This is a genomic window from Agrobacterium sp. O3.4, assembly GCF_041414895.1.
In the GTDB taxonomy this organism is placed as follows: Bacteria; Pseudomonadota; Alphaproteobacteria; order Rhizobiales; family Rhizobiaceae; genus Agrobacterium; species Agrobacterium cucumeris.
On the sequence record NZ_JALPZP010000011.1, the window covers coordinates 1 to 18,337 of the forward strand.

At 60.2% G+C, this 18,337-nt stretch carries 17 protein-coding genes; 9 read left to right on the forward strand and 8 right to left on the reverse strand.

Annotated features, from left to right (window positions below; genetic code table 11):
* Nucleotides 1–278 precede the first annotated feature (278 nt).
* Nucleotides 279–686 carry a helix-turn-helix domain-containing protein gene (locus M0412_RS25695; protein ID WP_269703730.1) on the forward strand — a complete coding sequence of 136 codons (408 nt, stop codon included), beginning with the start codon at nucleotides 279–281 and terminating at the stop codon, nucleotides 684–686.
* 69 nt (nucleotides 687–755) lie between these two features.
* On the opposite strand, the gene M0412_RS25700 is transcribed toward M0412_RS25695, so the two are convergent.
* The 3 genes from M0412_RS25700 to M0412_RS25710 form a co-directional block, all read right to left on the reverse strand.
* Complete coding sequence (locus M0412_RS25700) at nucleotides 756–1,619, reverse strand: nuclear transport factor 2 family protein (RefSeq protein ID WP_269703732.1); 864 nt, start codon at nucleotides 1,617–1,619, stop codon at nucleotides 756–758.
* Between the two features lie 91 nt (nucleotides 1,620–1,710).
* Nucleotides 1,711–2,136 (reverse strand): Rrf2 family transcriptional regulator, encoded by a 426-nt coding sequence (locus M0412_RS25705; protein WP_269703734.1) that lies wholly within the window; start codon nucleotides 2,134–2,136, stop codon nucleotides 1,711–1,713.
* A 91-nt stretch (nucleotides 2,137–2,227) separates the two neighbouring features.
* Nucleotides 2,228–3,124: an AraC family transcriptional regulator gene (locus M0412_RS25710; RefSeq protein ID WP_269703736.1), complete on the reverse strand. Its 897-nt coding sequence runs from the start codon at nucleotides 3,122–3,124 to the stop codon at nucleotides 2,228–2,230.
* Nucleotides 3,125–3,228: 104 nt separating this feature from the next.
* On the opposite strand from M0412_RS25710, the gene M0412_RS25715 reads away from it, so the two are divergent.
* Genes M0412_RS25715 through M0412_RS25750 form a run of 8 tightly spaced genes read left to right on the forward strand, consistent with a single transcriptional unit; the run spans nucleotide 3,229 to nucleotide 11,723 of the window.
* Nucleotides 3,229–4,743 (forward strand): aldehyde dehydrogenase, encoded by a 1,515-nt coding sequence (locus tag M0412_RS25715; protein ID WP_269703739.1) that lies wholly within the window; start codon nucleotides 3,229–3,231, stop codon nucleotides 4,741–4,743.
* A gap of 43 nt (nucleotides 4,744–4,786) precedes the next feature.
* Nucleotides 4,787–6,070: an ABC transporter substrate-binding protein gene (locus M0412_RS25720; protein WP_283159219.1), complete on the forward strand. Its 1,284-nt coding sequence runs from the start codon at nucleotides 4,787–4,789 to the stop codon at nucleotides 6,068–6,070.
* A gap of 5 nt (nucleotides 6,071–6,075) precedes the next feature.
* Nucleotides 6,076–6,828 (forward strand): ABC transporter ATP-binding protein, encoded by a 753-nt coding sequence (locus M0412_RS25725; RefSeq protein ID WP_269703741.1) that lies wholly within the window; start codon nucleotides 6,076–6,078, stop codon nucleotides 6,826–6,828.
* The gene (locus tag M0412_RS25730; protein ID WP_269703743.1) at nucleotides 6,825–7,553 is read left to right on the forward strand and encodes an ABC transporter ATP-binding protein; all 729 of its coding nucleotides are present in this window, start codon (nucleotides 6,825–6,827) and stop codon (nucleotides 7,551–7,553) included. The genes M0412_RS25725 and M0412_RS25730 overlap by 4 nt, the downstream gene beginning before the upstream one ends.
* A complete protein-coding gene (locus M0412_RS25735) occupies nucleotides 7,550–8,458 on the forward strand; it encodes a branched-chain amino acid ABC transporter permease (RefSeq protein WP_142859730.1) in 909 nt (302 codons plus the stop codon). The genes M0412_RS25730 and M0412_RS25735 overlap by 4 nt, the downstream gene beginning before the upstream one ends.
* A complete protein-coding gene (locus tag M0412_RS25740) occupies nucleotides 8,455–9,471 on the forward strand; it encodes a branched-chain amino acid ABC transporter permease (RefSeq protein ID WP_269703745.1) in 1,017 nt (338 codons plus the stop codon). Before M0412_RS25735 ends, M0412_RS25740 begins: the two co-directional genes overlap by 4 nt.
* A 3-nt stretch (nucleotides 9,472–9,474) precedes the next feature.
* On the forward strand, nucleotides 9,475–10,263 hold the full coding sequence (locus M0412_RS25745; protein ID WP_269703747.1) for a coniferyl-alcohol dehydrogenase: 789 nt from the start codon (nucleotides 9,475–9,477) through the stop codon (nucleotides 10,261–10,263).
* Between the two features lie 14 nt (nucleotides 10,264–10,277).
* A complete protein-coding gene (locus M0412_RS25750; protein ID WP_142859736.1) occupies nucleotides 10,278–11,723 on the forward strand; it encodes an aldehyde dehydrogenase in 1,446 nt (481 codons plus the stop codon).
* 507 nt (nucleotides 11,724–12,230) lie between these two features.
* Here the strand turns inward: M0412_RS25750 and M0412_RS25755 are convergent.
* The 5 genes from M0412_RS25755 to M0412_RS25775 all read right to left on the reverse strand — a co-directional run bounded on the left by M0412_RS25755 (nucleotide 12,231) and on the right by M0412_RS25775 (nucleotide 18,327).
* Nucleotides 12,231–13,715 (reverse strand): amidase, encoded by a 1,485-nt coding sequence (locus tag M0412_RS25755; protein ID WP_236774513.1) that lies wholly within the window; start codon nucleotides 13,713–13,715, stop codon nucleotides 12,231–12,233.
* Nucleotides 13,716–13,740: 25 nt separating this feature from the next.
* A complete protein-coding gene (locus tag M0412_RS25760; protein ID WP_142859740.1) occupies nucleotides 13,741–14,433 on the reverse strand; it encodes an ABC transporter ATP-binding protein in 693 nt (230 codons plus the stop codon).
* Nucleotides 14,434–14,435: 2 nt separating this feature from the next.
* Nucleotides 14,436–16,100: a branched-chain amino acid ABC transporter ATP-binding protein/permease gene (locus tag M0412_RS25765; protein ID WP_283159218.1), complete on the reverse strand. Its 1,665-nt coding sequence runs from the start codon at nucleotides 16,098–16,100 to the stop codon at nucleotides 14,436–14,438.
* Nucleotides 16,101–16,229: 129 nt separating this feature from the next.
* Nucleotides 16,230–17,471, reverse strand: a complete 1,242-nt coding sequence (locus tag M0412_RS25770) for an ABC transporter substrate-binding protein (RefSeq protein ID WP_142859743.1) — start codon at nucleotides 17,469–17,471, stop codon at nucleotides 16,230–16,232.
* Nucleotides 17,452–18,327: a branched-chain amino acid ABC transporter permease gene (locus M0412_RS25775; protein WP_161991863.1), complete on the reverse strand. Its 876-nt coding sequence runs from the start codon at nucleotides 18,325–18,327 to the stop codon at nucleotides 17,452–17,454. Before M0412_RS25775 ends, M0412_RS25770 begins: the two co-directional genes overlap by 20 nt.
* Nucleotides 18,328–18,337 lie beyond the last annotated feature (10 nt).

The following is an 18,337-nucleotide window of genomic DNA, read 5'->3' on the forward strand; positions in this document are numbered from 1 at the left end:
CTCTGTTGGTCGATTGACCCGCAGAGGTTCGGCACCGAATAATGCAAAGCAAGCCGATCGGAAAACAGCGAAAATCCGCCGATCAGGCCGCGCTCCTCCGCATTACGACGACCTCGTGATTAGTCAAATTATGGCGAGGTGAGCATAACTTTACGAAGGGCCGCACATACTGCGGTGCGATCAGCTTTACCTCATGGCCATGTCTGGCCATCTCCCGAGCCCAATAGTGCGCGCTTCCGCAGGCTTCCATCACCACGGTTGCCACAGGATGGTCCGCCATGAACTTGCGGAACTGTAGCCGAGATAGCTTCCTGCGGAACTTTAGCTCCCCGGTCATTGAGGCTCCATGCACCTGGAAAACGTTCTTCGCCAGGTCGATCCCGATCATTGTCCCTATTGTCATCTTCGCCGTCCTTCCGTCCCGTTGGATTAGCCCGACGATCCTCCAACAGGAGTTGTCGGGTGGGAAGAGCGGCAACCACTCCATCTATTCAAACCTTCGGCAGCGGCTTCGCCTCTCCCGGGCGCTTGCCATGCTTTCGGATGGCTTTCCCGTGCAAACCGTCTCCCACAAGCTCGGCTACAGCACAAACTCTGCCTTCATTGCCATGTTTCAGGCGGCTACCGGGGCAACCCCCAACGCTTTTCGAGGCCTGGCGCGGGACGAAGACGAAACTTCAAACTGAGCCGCGGCTCGTCTCTTAGGTCAGCTGTGAGCTACCAGAGTAAGGCGGGGGCCGAGCCCCCGCAACATGTCAGAACTTACCGTTTTGATTCTTCCACTCGGCCTTGGCCGGAATGGTTTCGATCGTGTCCCAATGCTCAGCGATCTTGCCGTTCTGGACCCGGAACAAGTCGTAAAATGACGTCAGCTTACCGGCAAATGTGCCTTCGCTGACCGTCAAAACGAAATCGCCTTTTCCCAGAACCTTATAGACCCGGTCGTACTTCATGGTGATGCCGGCGTCTGCCATTGCCTTCAGAGCTGCACCCAGCCCCGACAGGCCGTCACCGATCTGCGGATTGTGCTGCACGTAGTTGTCGCCGTCGAAATAATCGCTCAGCTTCTGCGTACGGCCGTTGACGAGAATTTCGTCGACGAAAGACGCAACCAAGGTCTTGTTGGCCTCCGTCTTATCGAGATCCCTGGCTTCCGTGGGTCCGTCGATCATTGTACGGCCGCTCTGATTGGGGCCTGCCGTCTGCTGGAGATTGTCCCAGTGTTCAACGATTTTGCCGTCTTCGAAGCGGAAGATATCAAACCCAATCTTCGGTCCGAAGAAATCATAATCGCTATGGGCGAAAACGAAATCACCGTCCTGGAACACGCGCACTGTGCTCACTTTGGCCGCCCCCTTGGGAAGAGCAGCAAGCAGATCGCCAAAGCCTTTCAAGCCGTCGGCTGCTCCGAGATTATGCTGGATGTACTTCTCCGGATTGATCACGCCGACTGGCTCGGCCGCGCCGGTTTCGATCGCCTTGAGAAGGTCAAAGACCTGTTTTTCCTGCGTGGTCATATTGCTCTCCGTTGCATGAGTGGAGGTAACCGCCAGGTTCGCTCCGAGGGGGAGAAACGCCGCCATCGCAAGCACAACGCGGCGCGGGAGTTTGGTTTTCATGATATGTAACCATTTCTGTAACAGAAAATATGTATCTACGTCGGTTACATATAAATGTAAAGCGGTGCTGCTCTAGAAATCCGAATTTCGCTCAGCAGGCTAAATTGATCGCTAAAATATCGGTGGCGAGATCAGCGATGGTCGTGCGCGAGAGTTCGAGTTCAATCGCGGTTTGGACCTCCGCAAGGCGACCGCGCAGAACTTTGTTAATGTTCCGGCCAACCGGACATTGATGGTTCGGTTCCTGATGCAGTGGAAAAGCCACGAACTCTTCGTCGATTGCGCGATGAACGTCGAGCAACGTGATCGAGGAACCCGACCGCGCCAGCAATGCGCCCCCACCGCTTCCCATCTGAGAGGTTGTCAACCCGGCGTTGGCCAGTTGTAAAAGGAGCCGTCGGATGAGCGTCGGGTTGGTGTTGACGCTTGATGCTATGAGTTCGGAAGATGCGGGAGACCCCTGCTGGCACTGAAGAAAAGTCAGGATATGCGTGGCAACTGAGAAGCGGGTATTCATGGCGACCTCGATATGTACTTTACATAGGCACATATTGAATAGGCGAACACAATAGACAGGGCCAAAGGATCGCCAAAACGGTTGGAGCCAACTACGGCCAGTCGTGATAGTCAGACGACGTCGGGATGGTGAGCCTTTGGGCCTCGCTCACGGAGAGGGCGCGGTATCGCGCAGGCGAAAGCCCTGCATGACGCTTGAAAAAGTGGCTAAAATTGGCGGGATCTCGGAAGCCGAGCCCATAAGAAATCTCCTGCACGCTGCGGGCCGAGCGCTCGAGGCGCAGTTTGGCCTCCTGCACCACGCGGTCATGCACCAGTTGGAGCGGCGAACGCGACAGCATGCGCTGGCAGATCGCGTGTAACCGGTCGGCGCTGATTCCGAGTTCGTAGGCATAGTCGGCAATGGAACGGTGGCGGCGGAAACCGATTTCTACCGATTGTCGGAACCGCTGCAGGATCAATCCAGAACTCGCGCGGCGCTCCTCCGCGACATCGGCGCCACGCGTCAGCCGCCACGCGGCCATCAGGATGAGCCGCGTAAAGGCGGCTATCACCATTCGCGACGAACGCCCTTCCTCTGCGAGTTCTGTGACTACGCCTTCAAACAGGGGAATGATCTCTCGAACCGTTGTCGGCTGCAGGGCGTCATTGAATGAGACGCTACCGGAAAAGACGCGAAGCGCTGCGGACTCGGCATGGTCGCCGATCGCCTCACTGATGATCTCCGGCGACATGCCGACGAGATAACCGCGGCTGCCTGCGCCGATCGTGATCATTTCACCCTCGCTGGGTGGGAAGAAGGCAATGGCCGGACCTGAAATTGGCGCTGCGCCGTCATCACGCGACAGGCGGATCGAACCATTCACTAGCAACAGCGCATGGTGGAACCAGCGCTGTGGCGGCCGGCCGATGCGGATCAAGCGCGGCTGGATGGCCGCCTCGATTGCCTCGCCGCGGGCATCGTGATGGATGGCGGACTCGACGTGCATGCGTGAAATTACCACAAAATAACAAGTGTTGACCAGAAAATCACATTCTTATTTCCGGCACAAGGCGTAGCATTTTCACTATCGGCCTTTGGGAGGAGGCGGACATGGTCCTGACAAGCAATCCTGTCATCATCGAAAATCGGCGCGACCGTTCAGCGGTGGCCTCACCGCGGCTCGTGAACCTGCTGATTGGCGGTCGAGATGTCCCCGCTTCCGGTTCCGCGACTTTCGAGCGTTTCAGTCCCGTCTCCGGCGACCTTGTCGCCGTCTCGGCCGCAGCGACTCTGGAAGATTCGGTGGCCGCGGCCGATGCCGCCGCCGCAGCCTTTCCCGGCTGGTCGCAATCGAGCCCCGGCCATCGCCGCAAGCTTCTCGAACGCGCGGCTGACTTGCTGCTTGCGCGTGCGCCGGATTTCACTGCAGCCATGATGGCCGAGACCGGCGCCACGCGCGAGTGGAGCGGCTTCAATGTCGAACTGGGAGCCAGGATCTTCCAGGAGGCGGCGGCCGCAACGACGCAAGTCAGCGGCGCAATTATCCCCACCGACATTCCCGGCAAGACCTCCTTCGCCTATCGTCAGCCGGCTGGCGTTTGCCTCGCGATCGCGCCGTGGAATGCACCGGTCATCCTCGGTGTCCGCTCGATCGCAATCGCGCTTGCCTGTGGCAATACGGTGGTGCTGAAATCATCCGAACTTTGCCCGGCGACCCATCGTCTGATCGGCGACGTCCTGCAGGAGGCGGGCTTCCCGGCAGGGGTTATCAACATCATCTCCAACGCGCCGGCCGACGCCTCAGCGATCATGGAAAAGCTGATCGGTCACCCCGTCATACGCCGTATCAACTTCACCGGCTCGACCCGTGTCGGTCGGATCATCGCCCAGACGGCCGCCAAGCATCTCAAACGTTGCTTGTTGGAACTCGGCGGCAAAGCGGCCTTCATCGTCCTCGACGACGCGGACCTCGACGAGGCGGTGAAGGCCGCAGCCTTCGGTGCCTATTTCAACCAGGGCCAGATCTGCATGTCGACGGAGCGGATTATCGTCATGGACGACATCGCCGATGCCTTCGTCGAGAAATTCCTCGCCAAGGCGAGAAGCCTGCGGGCCGGCGATCCGACACGGGGTGAGTTGCCGCTCGGCAGCCTTGTCACCGCCGAATCCGCCCGCCGCGTGCGGGGCCTGATCGATGACGCTGTTGCCAAGGGAGCCTTGTTGCTGACTGGCGGCGAGAACCATGACGCGATGATGGACGCCGCCGTGATCGACCACGTCACCCGCCCGATGCGGCTCTATCGCGAAGAGAGTTTTGGGCCGGTCGCCGCGATCATCCGCGTCGGCTCGGTCGATGAGGCCGTGACGGTCGCCAACGACTGCGAATATGGCCTGTCGGGCGCCGTTTTCGGCCGAGACCTCGGCCGCGCCTTCGAGGTCGCCAAGCGCATCGAGTCGGGCATCTGCCACATCAATTCGGCCACCGTCGCCGACGAACCGCAGATCCCCTTCGGCGGGGTGAAGGCCAGCGGCTACGGCAAATTCGGGGGCCCGGCAGCACTCGACGAATTCACGGAACTCCGCTGGATCACGATATCCAGCGGCAAGGGAGAGTATCCGATCTGAGCCATGGCTCAAAACGGAGATTTCGAAAAGGGGAGGAATGGCAATGAAGAAGGGTATGACACGGCGCGAACTCATGGCGACAACAGGCGCCACAGCCGCGGCACTGGCACTCGGCGTGCGTCCGGCCTTTGCGGCCGATACGCTCAAGGTCGGGTTCATCAGCCCGCGCACCGGTCCACTTGGCAGTTTCGGAGAGACAGACGGCTACGTTCTCGAGTTGGTCCGCAAGGCGATAGGCGACGGCATCGAGATCAGCGGCAAGAAATACGCAGTGGAGATCCTCGACCAGGATACCCAGTCAGATCCATCCCGTGCCGGCCAACTCGCTAAGGACCTGATCAACAACCAGGGCATCGACATAATGCTGGCCGTCTCGACGCCCGAGACGATCAACCCGGTGGCCGATGCCTGCGAGGCCGCCGGCGTGCCGTGCCTGTCGACCGTCATGCCTTGGGAAGCCTGGTATTTCGGCCGCGGCGCCCAGCCCGGCGCACCGTCACCCTTCAAATGGAGCTACCATTTCGGCTTTGGCGTCGGTGAATTCCACAAGACCTATGTGTCGCAATGGAACCTGATCGAGACCAACAAGAAGGTCGGCGTCATGTATCCGAATGATGCCGACGGCAATGCGATCCGCGCCAATCTCGCGCCTCTGTTGCAGAAGGACGGCTTCACCATTGTCGACCCCGGCGCCTACGAGACCGGCACGACCGATTTCTCCAGCCAGATCGCGCTCTTCAAGCAGGAAGGCGTCGAGATCATCAACACCTTCCCGATTCCCCCGGACTTTGCCACCTTCTGGCGCCAGGCGGCGCAGCAGGGCCTGCATCGCCAGGTCAAGATCATTCAGGTGGCCAAGACCGGCCTCTTCCCCTCCGGCGTCGAGGCGCTCGGCAATCTCGGCGTCAATCTCGGCAGTGCCGCCTACTGGCACAAGGCCTTCCCCTACAAGTCCTCGATCGCGGGTGTCAGCGGCCCTGAACTTGCAGATGGCTACGAGGCCTCGTCGGGCAAGCAATGGACCCAGCAGCTCGGCGCGACGCTGTCGCTCTTCGATGCCGGCTTCGATGCGCTGAAGAAGACGACCGACCCGAAGAGCAAGGATGCCATCGTGAAATCCATTGCGACACTCAACACGGTCACAATCGCGGGCAAGGTCGACTTCACTTCCGGTCCGGTCCCCAATGTCTCGCCCGGCCCGATCATCGGCACGCAATGGGTCAAAGCGGCCGATGGCTCCAAATTCCCGCTCGACTATGTCGTGACGGAGAATGCGACCGATCCCAACGTCCCGGTCGTAGCCAAGCTGCTGCCCTACAACGGATAAGGGGCATGCTGGTGGAAAGCGGAAAAGGAACCAGCGAGAGTCGGTTCTCGGCGAGCGGCATCACCAAGCGCTTCGGCGCTTTACCAGTGCTGGAAAATGTCGATTTCTCGATGGACATGGGCGAGTCCGTGGGCATTGTCGGACCGAATGGCGCCGGTAAAACCACGCTGCTCGCAACACTCTCTGGTGCCTATCCGCCGAGTGCGGGATCGGTGATGTTCGCAGGACGCGACGTCACCAAGCTCCCGGCGGCCGAGCGCTGCAAGCTTGGGCTCGTGCGCACGCATCAGGTGCCCAAACCCTTCTCCGGCATGACAACATTCGAGAATGTCTATGTCGCGGCCGCGCATGGCAACGTGCAGAGTCGCGACGAGGCCTATGAGCGGGTCATCGACTCGCTGACGCTCTGCGGCATGCTCGCTGTGGCCAACCGCCGCGCCGAAACACTCGGCCTGCTCGACCGCAAGCGGTTGGAACTGGCGCGGGCGCTCGCGACCGGACCCAAAGTCATTCTGCTCGACGAGATCGGCGGCGGGCTGACCGATTCCGAGGCACAGGAGCTGGTCCATGCCATCCAGGAACTGCGCCGCCGCGGCATCGGCGTGGTCTGGATCGAGCACATCGTCCATGTGCTGCTGCAGGTGGTCGACCGGCTGATCTGCATGGATGCCGGCCGCATCATCGCGGATGGCGAACCGAAGGCTGTCATGACCGACCCGGAAGTCATTCGCGCCTATCTCGGGGGCGGCCCGAAATGAGCACGCTCATGGTAGAAAATCTCACCGCCCGCCACGGCCTGCTCGAAGCGGTGCGCGGCCTTTCCTTCTCCATCGCCAAGGGCGAGACACTGGCGCTGGTCGGCGCCAATGGCGCGGGCAAGACGACGCTGATGCGCACGCTCGCCGGCGCCCACGCCGTGCATGGCGGCCGGATCATGCTTGACGGCGAGGACGTCACCGCGCTCCCCGCCCACCAGCGCGTCAGGCGCGGCATCTCGCTCGTACCCGAAGGCCGCCGAATGTTCGCCTCGATGACCGTGTCTGAGAACCTCAAGCTCGGCGCCATGGCCGACCGCACAGGTGACTGGTCTATCGAACGGATCATCGAGATCTTCCCGAACCTCAAGAAGCGCCTCGACCACAAGACCGGCCATCTTTCCGGCGGCGAACAGCAAGCGACCGCGATCGGCCGCGCGTTGATGAGCAACCCGGACATCCTGTTACTCGACGAAGTCTCGCTCGGCCTCTCACCGCTCATCGTCGATCGCGTCTATGCCTCGCTCGAAGGGCTGATCGCATCCGGCACCACGATCATCCTGGTCGAACAGGATCTGACGCGCGCGATGAGTGTGGCAGACCGGGTGATCTGCATGCTGGAAGGCAAGGCCGTGCTCGAAGGAAGGGCGACGGATTTGACGAGGGAGCAGGTGACGGAGGCCTATTTCGGGCTCAAGCGAGCCACGGCCGGGAGGGCTCACGCATGACCAACCAGATTCTCCAGGGCATCCTGCTCGGCGGCTATTATGCGCTGATCGCCTGCGGCCTCTCCTTCATGTTCTCCGTCATGCGCATCATCAACCTCGCACACGGCAGCCTCGCCGTCGCTGCCGCCTATCTCATCTTCCTGCTGACGGAACACACCCACCTGCCGCTTTGGGCAAGTTTTCTGATCTCAGTCGCGGTCATGGCCGTCGTCGGTTGGCTGATCCAGCGCCTGATCCTTGATCGTTGCGCCCGCGGCGGCCAGCTTCTGCCGATCCTCTCCACCTTCGGCCTTTCCATGGTCATCGACAATACACTGTTTGAACAGTTCGGCGCCGATACCCGCTCCCTCGCCAACTCCATCGGCGACCTCTCCTGGGACAGTTGGGAGCTTCCCGGCGGGCTCTATGTCGGCAAACTGCCGGTGCTGATCTTCGTCACTGCGGTGGCACTGCTCGCGGCCCTGCAAATCATGCTGACCTACACCAAACTTGGCCGAGCCATCCGTGCCACGGCGGAGGATCCGGATACTGCAGGCCTCGTCGGCATCGACGCCCGTCGGGTGAATGCCGCAGCCGCCGCGATCACGCTGGTGACCGTCACCATCGCCGGCATGTTCCTTGCCATGCGCGCCACCTTCGAACCCTATTCCGGCGCGCCGCAGCTTCTCTTTGCCTTCGAGGCGGCCGTCATCGGCGGTGCGGGCTCGCTCTGGGGTACGCTGGCCGGTGGCATCATCCTCGGCATCGCCCAGACATTCGGCGCCTCGCTCCACCCGCTCGGCTTCCTGATCGCGGGCCATGCCGTGTTCCTGATCATCGTGTTCACGAGGCTGATCTTCCCGGATCTGCTGTCGCTGCCCGCGCGCCTCCTGGCGAGGCGGACCGCTCAAGGAGGTACCGCATGAGCACCGTCGTCACACCCTCGATGGTCCATCGCTGGACCCGCGCGTCGCGGACGGCCGCCTGGCTCTCTGCCATCGTGCTTCTCGGCTTCGCCGTGCTGCCGGGGGTGCTCGGCGCCGGCGCGGTTGATCGCCTCACGGCGCTCTTCATCTATGTCATCATGGCTGCGATGTGGAATGCGCTGGCGGGTTATGGAGGCCTGGTCTCGGTCGGCCAGCAGGTCTTCTTCGGCCTCGGCGCCTACTTCACCGTCCGCCTCGCCGAATCCGATATCGATCCGTTTATGTCGATGATCCTCGCCAGCCTCGTCGTTGCAGCCGTTTCCTATCCGCTGTCGCTGGTCATGCTACGGCTCAAGGGCGGTGAGTTCGCGATCGGTATGTGGGTCGTCTCGGCGCTCACCCATCTCTGCGTCAATCTCGACAGCCTGATCCAGGGCGAAACCGGCCGCTCGCTAATCTCGCTCAATGCCTATGATGCTGGCGCCCGGCGCGACATCATCTACTGGTTGGCCCTGATCGCGATGGCCGGCCTATTGATCGGCCTCTTCACGCTGCTGCGCAGCCATATCGGAGCTGCGATCCAGGCGATTCGCGACAATGAGGATGCGGCCGGCTCGCTCGGCATCGATGTGGTCAGGACCAAGCGCATCATCTTCGTTCTTGCCGCCTTCGGCACCGGCGTCGCCGGTGCGCTCTGGCTGGCGAGCGCCACGAGCTTCCAGCCCAAGACCTATTTCTCCGTCCAGTGGACGGCCTACATGATCTTCATGGTCCTGGTCGGCGGCATCGGACGCTTCGAGGGCGCGATCCTCGGCGCAGTGATCTTCTTCGTCATCGAGACCTGGTTCGGGGCGCTCGGCGTCTGGTACCTGATTGGCCTCGGCCTTGTCGCCCTTCTCTTCTCGCTGCTCCTGCCGCGTGGCCTCTGGGGCGAGATCGAAACACGTTTCGGGATTTCGCTGATGCCAGTTGGCTATCGTTTGGAGATCCCCAACCAATCCATCAGGGAGTAAAACATGTTGCTTGGAAAAACCCTCGTCGTCACCGGCGTATCATCGGGCATAGGCGCCCGAACCGCCGAACTCGCCATCGCCCAGGGTGCCGATGTGATCGGTATCGACATCAGCGATCCGCCCACGACCCACGGCGCCTTCCTCAAGGGCGACATCTCCAACCCGGACGGCATCGCCGAAATCGTCCGGCAGTTGCCGCAGCGCTTCGATGCCTTGCTGAATGTCGCCGGCGTCTCTGGCACGGGCGGCGCGGCCATCACGCTCGCAATCAATTTCTACGGCCTCAGGCATTTCAGCGAGACGCTGGCGCCAAATATTCGCGAGGGCGGCGCTGTAGTCAATGTCGCCTCCATCGCCGGCTACGGCTGGCGCGGGAATCTCGACCGGGCGAAACGGATGGTGGGCGTCCAGGGCTTTCCTGACATCGCAAAGGTCATGGCCGATAATGAGGTGCGCGACGAGATCGGCTATCCTCTCTCCAAGGAACTGCTGATCCTCTGGACGCAGATTGCCGCGCATCAACCGCTGTTCAGGGAGCATTGCATCCGCGTCAATGCGGTGAGCCCCGGCCCGGTTGAGACGCCGATCCTTAAACAGTTCCGTGATGTCCTGGGCGACGAGAAGGTGGACTCAGACATCAGCCGCACCGGCCGCGCGGGCACCGCCTCCGATATCGCTCCCGTGATCCTCTTCGCCGCCTCCGATGCGGCGCGCTGGATCAATGGTGCCAATCTCGCCGCGGATGGCGGTCTCGAAGCGTCGATCAATGCCGACGTACTTGGATTTAAGTGAAAGAGGAATCACCAATGGATATTCAACAGATCATCGGCGGCAAATTGGTCGGGGCCATTTCGGGCAGGACGTTCGACCGTATCGATCCCTTCACCGGCAATGTGGCGACCCGCTCGCCCGCATCGGGCCTGGACGACGTCAAGGCCGCGGTCGCGGCTGCGCAGGCCGCTTTCCCGGCGTGGTCGAAGTCAGGCCCGGGCGAGCGCCGTGCGCTGCTCAACAGGGCGGCCGATGCGCTTGCCGCAAAGGTCGGCGATTTCACGGAGTTGCTGACAGCAGAAACAGGCGGCACCGGTGCATGGGCCGGCTTCAACACCATGCTGGCCGCCAGCATACTTCGTGAAGCCGCTGCTATGACGACTCAGATCCAGGGCGAGATTATCCCGTCCGACAAGCCCGGCACGCTCTCGATGGCGATCCGCCAGCCGGCCGGCGTTTGCCTCGGCATTGCACCCTGGAATGCGCCGATCATTCTCGGCGTGCGCGCACTCGCCGTGGCGCTTGCCTGCGGCAATACCGTAATTCTCAAAGCCTCGGAATCCTGCCCAGGCGTGCACGTCACCATCGGCAAGGCGTTCCTCGAAGCCGGCTTCCCCGCCGGCGTGGTCAATGTCATTACCAACGCACCGGAAGATGCCGCTGCTGTCGTCGAAGCCCTGATCTTGGCGCCGGAGGTCAAGCGCGTCAACTTCACGGGCTCGACGAAGGTCGGCCGCATCATCGGCGAACTCTGCGGCAGGAACCTCAAGCCCGCCCTTCTCGAGCTTGGCGGCAAGGCGCCGATGATCGTGCTCGACGACGCGGATATCGATGCCGCCGTCAATGGCGCGATCTTCGGCGCCTTCGCCAATATGGGCCAGATCTGCATGTCGACCGAGCGGCTGATCGTGCATGAAAAGGTTGCCGACGAATTCGTTTCCAAGCTCGCCGCCCGTGCCACCAAACTCCCGGCGGGCGATCCGCGTGGCCATGTCGTGCTTGGTTCGCTGGTCAGCCCGGTCGCTGCCGAGAAGATGGATGCCTTCATTTCAGACGCGACGGGCAAGGGTGCCAAAGTGGCTGCTGGCGGCAAGCGAACCGGCAGTGTGGTTGAGGCCACGGTGCTGGACAATGTGAAGCCGGGCATGCGTGCTTACGACGAAGAGAGCTTTGGCCCGGTCAAGCCCGTCATCCGTGTGCGCGATGAGGACGAGGCGGTCCGCATCGCCAACGACACCGAATATGGCCTCTCCGCCTCTGTCTACAGCCGCGACGTTCAGCGGGCGATGGCGGTGGCTGCGCGCATCGAAAGCGGCATCTGCCACATCAACGGCCCGACGGTGCATGATGAAGCTCAGATGCCCTTCGGCGGGGTCAAAGGTTCCGGCTATGGCCGCTTCGGTGGCAAGGCGGCGATTGCTGAATTCACCGATCTTCGCTGGATCACCATCGAAGACCCACATCAGCACTATCCATTTTGAAGGTTGACGACCGGGATGCTGCGTGCATCCCGGTCGATCGATCTGATGGGCCATCACTTGCTCACAGCGATCTCACAAGTGAGGACGTCGACGTTTCGAACTTTCCCAAAAAGACCTGCTCGAACCCTACGCGGCAATTGGCACGGACGGTAAATCGAGGTGACGAAGGCGATGCACACTCAGGTAGGCATCGTTAGATTTGTATCGCCAGATCAGTACCTCGACTATATGCCGACCAATGAGCATCCGCGCCGAAGCGATGGAGCGCGCATGGTTGGCCTACTCGAAGAGGCTGATGCCGTAGCGTGCATGCACCCGAGCCGGACTTGCCATGACGCGTCGGCATTCTCCTCCAGTCAACGCCCACGCTTCGATTTCAAATAGCTGAGCGGGGGCCGTCATGATCTACGGCCAGACGGAGGAGGTAAGATTGGATCAATCACGGCTCCGAATTATGTACCTATCCCGCGAGGCCAATGCGATAACACTCAGGACCGGTGACATAGATCATCTCGCCGGCATCTCGTAGCCCCCAACCCGGTCGTGCAACAACTGAGCAAAGCGCAGAGTCGTGCGATCGTCAAGGAAATCGCCGACAACTTGGACGCCAGCAGGCAAGCCGCCGATAAAGCGTCGTGTAGGAATGACGGTGGATGGAAGGCTTGCCACGGTGATCAAGCCCGGCCACTTGAGATTGTCAAGATAGGGTCGCTTTTCGCCGCTGATATCGATTGTACGCGCGAGCTGTGCAACATGGTCTGCTCCGTGATGGTCATGCGGAAAGGCAACGGTCGACATGACAGGGCAGATCAGAACATCGCAGTCGCGGAAAAAGGCACCCCAGATCGTTCTCAATTGCTCTCGATGCTCAAGATGACCTTGCCAAGCCCTTAGATCCTGCACCGTTGCGGCGGCAATCCATTCGCCATAGCGACCGTTGTTGCCGCCGACCGCCTCGCGCGCGGTCTTGCTGTCAACATACATTTTCTGTGGCGCACTTGCGCAGAACTCGCCAAACAGCATGTTGAAGTAGGTGTTCGCGGACGCGTCGGTATCAACATCGGGCCGCGCGGCCCGGACGTTCACACCCAGCCGTTCAAGATCCTTTATCAATCCCTCAATCGCGTCCGCATATGCGGTATCAACCGGATAGGTTCTTTCGTCGAGCCAAACCCCGACACGGAAATCTTCGAGCCGCTGGTGTCGGGGTTCCGGAAGGGGCCAATGGCTGGCAGTTCGCGAACGTTCCGCCGGTCGCGAGATGACGTCGAACAGAAGGTCCAGATCGTAGGGATCGCGTGCCATCGGTCCTGCGACCAGCATTTCGGCTTTGCGCAGAGTATTTGGGCCAGGCGGCACGTGGCCTTGCACGGGCACCACGCCGTAACTGGATTTGTGACCGTAGACGCCGCAGAAATGCGCTGGGCATCGTATCGAGCCGCCGACGTCGCTGCCGATCTCAAGAGGCGTCATGCCCGCAGCAAGCGCGGCTGCGGCCCCGCCTGACGATCCACCGGGCGTTCTGGAAAGATTCCAAGGATTGTTGGTGGTGCCATAGATCGGATTGTAGGACTGATGATCACCCGCGCCTTCCGGCACGTTCGACTTACCGAATATGACAGCGCCAGCGTTGCGAAGAGCGGTGACGACCTCCGAGTCACTCTCTGGCATGTAGCCAGACAGATGCGGCAGACCTCCGGTTACGGGCATACCAGCGACGCTGAATACGTCCTTTATTGTCATAGGCAGTCCTTGAAGGATGCCCTTGTCCTCGCCACGTCCGCGCGCCTCGTCTGCCAATCTCGCCTCGAGCCTAGCTCTTTCCTCGTCGATGGCCACGATGGCATTGATCTCGGGGTTCACGGCACGCACCTGATCGAGATGCTGGTCGAGCAATTCGACCGCGCTTATCGCTCCGCTGCGCATTTGGCTCAGCATCTCGGTCGCTGTTTGGAATACACCCGATCTTGTTCCGGCACCGATGGGATTCACGTTAAGCTCCATTTCTTTTCAAGATTCAGACGACGAGGAGGTCCGTCAGCCGGTTATCTGCCAAAAGCTCTGAGGAGTTGCCCGAGATCGCCAGACGACCATGATCCAAAACCATGACCCGCCTGCAGATGCTCATGGCCAGTTTCGGATTTTGATCGACGAGAAGAAGGGCTATGCCCTGCTGGGCCGAGACCGAGACAAGCACCTCGACAAGCAGCTCGACAATTGATGGCTGCAGTCCCTGCGTGAGTTCGTCGATAATGATCAGCCGGGCACCCGTCATCAATGCGCGGGAAATCGCAACCTGCTGCTGGAGGCCGCCAGAAAGTGTCCCAGCGAGCTGATCGGACCGCCGCACCAGGTCAGGAAAGTAGGAGAAGACGTCTAGCATGCAGGGCCGATATGCGTTCATCCTGGCCAAGCGAAGGTTCTCGCCGACAGTCAAGCGTGGAAAGACGCCGCGGGTGTCTGGGATGAACGTGACTCCGGCCCTGGCCAAGCTTGCGGGCGACCGTGGTGGCAAAGGAACGCCGTCAATTGAGATAGTTCCGCGGCTTCGGTCGGCGAGACCCATAATCGTCCTGAGGAGTGTCGTTTTGCCTGTTCCGTTGCGCCCGAGCAGCGCAAGAGTTTCGCCTTCGCGCAACGTGAACGACACCTCACTGACAATCTCTATGTCCTTATAGCCTCCTGAGAGACCCTTGATATCGAGCAACATTGTCACCTCTGTCCGAGATAGGAGCGCCGAACTTCAGGATCTGCGGCAACCTGGTCCATTGTGCCCTCTTTCAATATCCGGCCCTGGTGCAGACAGATGACCCTGTCTGCAAGCTTCCGCACCAGTTCCATGTCGTGTTCGACGCAAACAATCGCGCAGCCGGTTTTTTGTCGTAGCTCTTTCAGGTCGTCGACGACCAGTTCGGATTCATTGCGAGCGAGCCCGGCCGCCGGCTCATCAAGCAGAAGCACATCTGGTCGTCTTGCCAAAGCCATGGCGATTTCGAGCATACGGCGTTCGCCAAGGGACAGCTTTCCCACCGGCACGTCCCAACGGGTTTTCTCCAGTCTCCGGTAACGCTCCGGCTGCACCTCGCTCGCGCCTCCCTCTTGCCGCGCAAGGATCATGTGGTCACCTACGGTGAGTTCCGGAAACAAGCTTGGCACCTGAAATGTGCGTGACAGCCCGAGTCGAACTCTGGTGCTCGACGACGTTTCAGTCACGTTCCTGTCCTTCAACAGGATCGAACCGCCGCTCGATGGCAGGAGCCCGGAGACAGCATTGAGCATGGTACTCTTGCCTGCGCCGTTCGGACCGATAACGCAAACGATCTCGGAAGCCCGGATAGAAAGGTCGAGTTTGTTGATGATGGTCGATCCACCCAGAGAGACAACAAGATCGCGCGTCTCAAGGCTAATACCGGCTGTACCCGTGTCCTTAGCTAACCCGGGCTTGCCCATGTCTTGTGGCTTGACCGGAGCGACATGCTCGCCTTTTTCAAACAAGCCGACGATCCCGCGTGGCATGAACAGGACGCTGAGCACGAAAAGGACGCCGAGGATGAGGAGATAATAGTCCCCAACGGAACCCGCCAGGGCGTCCTGGCCGTAGACCGCAAGAAGAGCGCCAGCGAAGGGTCCAACCAAGGTTCCCCTGCCGCCCAGTGCCACCCAAACGAGTGCCTGCGTCGACAACAGGATGCCGACTCTGTCGGGAGTGATGGTGGTGATGAGAGGGGCTGCCATCGCTCCTGCAAGCGCCGCAATGGCGGCGCCGGTCACGAAGGCGATAACGCGAGTCGAATGAATCTCGATACCCAGATGTTCGGCGCGCTGCTCGTTAAGCCTGATCGCGGTAAGGCGGTTGCCAAGCCTGCGGTCGAGGATGCATGACTTGGTGAGGAGAACCACCGACGCGATGACCCCAAGCGTACTCCAATAATACATATTTGTGTCACTGGGTGGGGCGACGAACAGACCGTTGCTACCACCTGTCACGCCAACCCAGGTTATGGCTGCCTTCTCGGCGAGCAAAGCCAATGCCAGCGTCAGCACGGCCATTGTCGAGGGGCTGGAAGCGCGCCGCAACCCGGCTCCTCCCACGGCGGCTGCAATGACGCAGGACACCGAAATCGCGCCGACAAAGCCCCAACCAGTCCAGATGCCAAACTTGGCTGCCAACCCGACACCATAGGCGCCGCAACCGAAGAAGATCGCTTGACCGATGGATACGATGCCTGCTCGCCCCCATGCGATGTCAAGTCCGAAAGCAAAAAGACCGTACAACAACGCCAAGGCCACGAGCTCGACCTGAAATGGGCCCATTAGAAAAGGGACCAAGGCAAGCATCGAAGCCCCAAGCACGGCAGCATAGCCCCCGTTGGACATTAGTTTAGGCATCATGGTGACCAATTCATCTACCCGATTACACTCGAACGACCGGCAATTGACTGGGTGGGATATCGCACTGATGTGCGTCCGAACCGGCTCGCACAATTCACTGAATTCCTTTGCCGATCAGCAGGTCAGCCCTGAAGGCAGCACGCCCGCACTCTCAGCGATCTTCCAAGTTCCCCCCGGGAGGATTTCGCAGACATACATGGGGTAGTCGACCGCCCGAGATGCTGGGGCAGCCTTGAGCGCATCCTCGCTGAGGATCGACTGCACCTCGAGGTCGTCAAATGCGCTAAGAACCTTATCTGCATCAAATGATCCGGCGCGTTGAACTGCCGCTCTGATAAAGTTCCAGCAGTCGAACGCTGCTGACGCGACCGACGGTATTGGCCCATCGCCGTGGGCCTTCTTATACTCCCGGATGAACTCGGCATTACGTTCGTTGTTGATTTCGGGTGTATATCTCGCCACCGTGAACTGGCCATCAACGGCACTGCCCAGTGCCGGATAAAATTCGGGCTGCAGTGAAATTCCAGTAATCTTTGTCTTGGCTAGAAGGCCTAGGCTATCTGCAGCCTTGATGAAGGCGATCGCATCGCCGCCGACAACGCTGGAGAGCACGACGTCGGGCGCGGCCGCCTTGAGCTTCGATACGACGCTCGACCAGTCTGCGGTACCCAATGGAGCAAATTCTTCTGCCACGACCATGCCACCGGCTGCGACGAGCTTCACCTTGGCATAATCCGTATAGTCCCGCGGGAACTGATAGTCGCTGCCCACGAAGGCCCACTTCTTACCGAAGCGACTAGTCATAAACGGGATGATTGGATCGACCATCTGCGGCACGGTTTCGCCAAGCGGAATCATGCTTCCGCCGCAGCTGTCTGCCTTGTTGCCGGCAGCTGCATAGTTACCCGCCTCTAACTGAACGAAGGGTGTGCCATAAATCGAGGCGATCCCTCGGACCGCGGTAGTCTCATCGTAGGTTACCGTGCCAACAATCAGATCTACCTTTTCTTGCTGAATGAACTTCTTGGCGAGCATGCTGGCCATGGACGGCTGGGACTGGTTATCTTGGGTGACCATCTCGACCGGCTTCCCGCCCAAACCGCCCAAAGCATTGATCTTGGCCAGCCCGAGTTCCAGTCCACGCCGCATCGCCTCACCTTCGGGAGAAATCGGACCAGTGAGCGGGGCGATAAAGCCAATCTTGAAAGAGCGGTCTGCCGTGAACCCGCTGGCGAGGGACGGTCCCGTCCATGCTCCTCCAATGCCCGCCGTCACAGCGGCGCCGAAAGCTCCCTTCAACAGTCCACGCCGAGAGAGAGTTCTCGAGCCCATCATATCAAGTTTGCTGAGTTCCATGTGATGTTCCCCTTTTTTTGAATTTCCATGCTATTCCGCGCGGCCAGACGGTCACGATGATCACAAGCAGCGCAAAAAGGATTCCGTCTGCGATCGTCACCTGGAATTGCCATCTCAGAATGATGAGCAGCAATTGAACAATGGAGGCTCCGATGATTGGGCCGAGGATGGACCCCTCCCGTGCGATCAAGACGCTAAAGAATGCCGGAGCGATGAAGCTCAATCCCATTGTGGGGGTGATCGAAAGCGTTGGAGCAACCAGAGCACCCGCAAGCAGCGCCATGGCCGACGCGATCGCGAAGACGAGCGTGAAAACATGTTGCGGCGCTATCCCGAAAACCGACGCCATTTCCACATTGTCGATGGAGGCGCGAATCCGCAGTCCGATATTTGTCTTATAGACCAGAAGAATGACAAGACCGACTATCGTCAGCATCCCCGCGCCGGCAAGCAAACGATAGAGCGGATAGGTGACACCTAGAACCTCGACCGACGTCGTGACCGGCATGTCGACGCCCTTCTGGGATATGGAGAAGGCGACTGAAACAAGTTGCTGCAGGACCAGCCCGATCCCCCACGTCGCAAGCAACGTTGCGATGAAGCCTTGGTGATAGACCCAACGCAGCACAAAGCGTTCAAGGATAAAGCCCAGGCAGAGGCCAATGACGACGGTCGACCCGAGCGCCGCCAAGAACGGCATGTCGCGCATCGCGTACATGCAATACGCGCCGACCATTACCATGTCCCCTTGGGCGATGTTGACAATTTTGAGCTCCCCCATAATCAGCCCGAGGCTTAGGGAGATGAGCGCCAGCGCCGAGAATGCCCAAAAAAAATCCAGTATCAACTGCAGCAACACGTGCTCC

What these genes read in the sequence shown, in the direction of transcription:
- M0412_RS25695 (WP_269703730.1), top strand. Translation starts at nt 279, where the DNA reads ATGAACTTGCGGAACTGTAGCCGAGATAGCTTCCTGCGGAACTTTAGC.
- M0412_RS25700 (WP_269703732.1), bottom strand. Translation starts at nt 1,619, where the DNA reads ATGAAAACCAAACTCCCGCGCCGCGTTGTGCTTGCGATGGCGGCGTTT.
- M0412_RS25705 (WP_269703734.1), bottom strand. Translation starts at nt 2,136, where the DNA reads ATGAATACCCGCTTCTCAGTTGCCACGCATATCCTGACTTTTCTTCAG.
- M0412_RS25710 (WP_269703736.1), bottom strand. Translation starts at nt 3,124, where the DNA reads ATGCACGTCGAGTCCGCCATCCATCACGATGCCCGCGGCGAGGCAATC.
- M0412_RS25715 (WP_269703739.1), top strand. Translation starts at nt 3,229, where the DNA reads ATGGTCCTGACAAGCAATCCTGTCATCATCGAAAATCGGCGCGACCGT.
- M0412_RS25720 (WP_283159219.1), top strand. Translation starts at nt 4,787, where the DNA reads ATGAAGAAGGGTATGACACGGCGCGAACTCATGGCGACAACAGGCGCC.
- M0412_RS25725 (WP_269703741.1), top strand. Translation starts at nt 6,076, where the DNA reads ATGCTGGTGGAAAGCGGAAAAGGAACCAGCGAGAGTCGGTTCTCGGCG.
- M0412_RS25730 (WP_269703743.1), top strand. Translation starts at nt 6,825, where the DNA reads ATGAGCACGCTCATGGTAGAAAATCTCACCGCCCGCCACGGCCTGCTC.
- M0412_RS25735 (WP_142859730.1), top strand. Translation starts at nt 7,550, where the DNA reads ATGACCAACCAGATTCTCCAGGGCATCCTGCTCGGCGGCTATTATGCG.
- M0412_RS25740 (WP_269703745.1), top strand. Translation starts at nt 8,455, where the DNA reads ATGAGCACCGTCGTCACACCCTCGATGGTCCATCGCTGGACCCGCGCG.
- M0412_RS25745 (WP_269703747.1), top strand. Translation starts at nt 9,475, where the DNA reads ATGTTGCTTGGAAAAACCCTCGTCGTCACCGGCGTATCATCGGGCATA.
- M0412_RS25750 (WP_142859736.1), top strand. Translation starts at nt 10,278, where the DNA reads ATGGATATTCAACAGATCATCGGCGGCAAATTGGTCGGGGCCATTTCG.
- M0412_RS25760 (WP_142859740.1), bottom strand. Translation starts at nt 14,433, where the DNA reads ATGTTGCTCGATATCAAGGGTCTCTCAGGAGGCTATAAGGACATAGAG.
- M0412_RS25765 (WP_283159218.1), bottom strand. Translation starts at nt 16,100, where the DNA reads ATGTCCAACGGGGGCTATGCTGCCGTGCTTGGGGCTTCGATGCTTGCC.
- M0412_RS25770 (WP_142859743.1), bottom strand. Translation starts at nt 17,471, where the DNA reads ATGGAACTCAGCAAACTTGATATGATGGGCTCGAGAACTCTCTCTCGG.